Annotated in this window: 1 protein-coding gene; it reads left to right on the plus strand. The window is 74.7% G+C overall.

Annotation, left to right across the window (positions count from 1 at the left end; genetic code table 11):
- The coding region (locus BGN97_RS12030) for an NADH pyrophosphatase zinc ribbon domain-containing protein (protein WP_292701746.1) at positions 1–368 on the plus strand (368 nt) is incomplete at both ends.

Genomic DNA, 368 nt, shown 5'->3' on the forward strand with positions numbered 1-368 from the left:
CCGGCACGCGGGTCGTCGTCGTGCGCGACGGTCGCCTACGGGTGGCCTCGGATGCCGTGCTCCGCGTCGACGCGGGTGCCGTCGCCGACGCGGACTGGGCTCTGCTCGGCCGCGACCGCGACGGGGTGCCCCTGCTGCTGGCATCCGTGCCGGCCGAGACCGACAGCATCGACAGTGCGCCCGAGGAGACCTGGCTGGGTCTGCGGGACGCCGGGGGCAGGCTCGACCCGCACGAGTCGGACCTGTTCGCCACGGCGATCGCACTCGCCGGCTGGCTGAACGACGCGCGGTTCTGCGCCCGGTGTGGCGAGGCCCTCGAACTGCAGAGCGCCGGCTGGTCACGGCGGTGCGCCACCTGCGACATCGAG

This window comes from Microbacterium sp. 69-10 (assembly GCF_001897945.1).
Classification (GTDB): domain Bacteria; phylum Actinomycetota; class Actinomycetes; order Actinomycetales; family Microbacteriaceae; genus Microbacterium.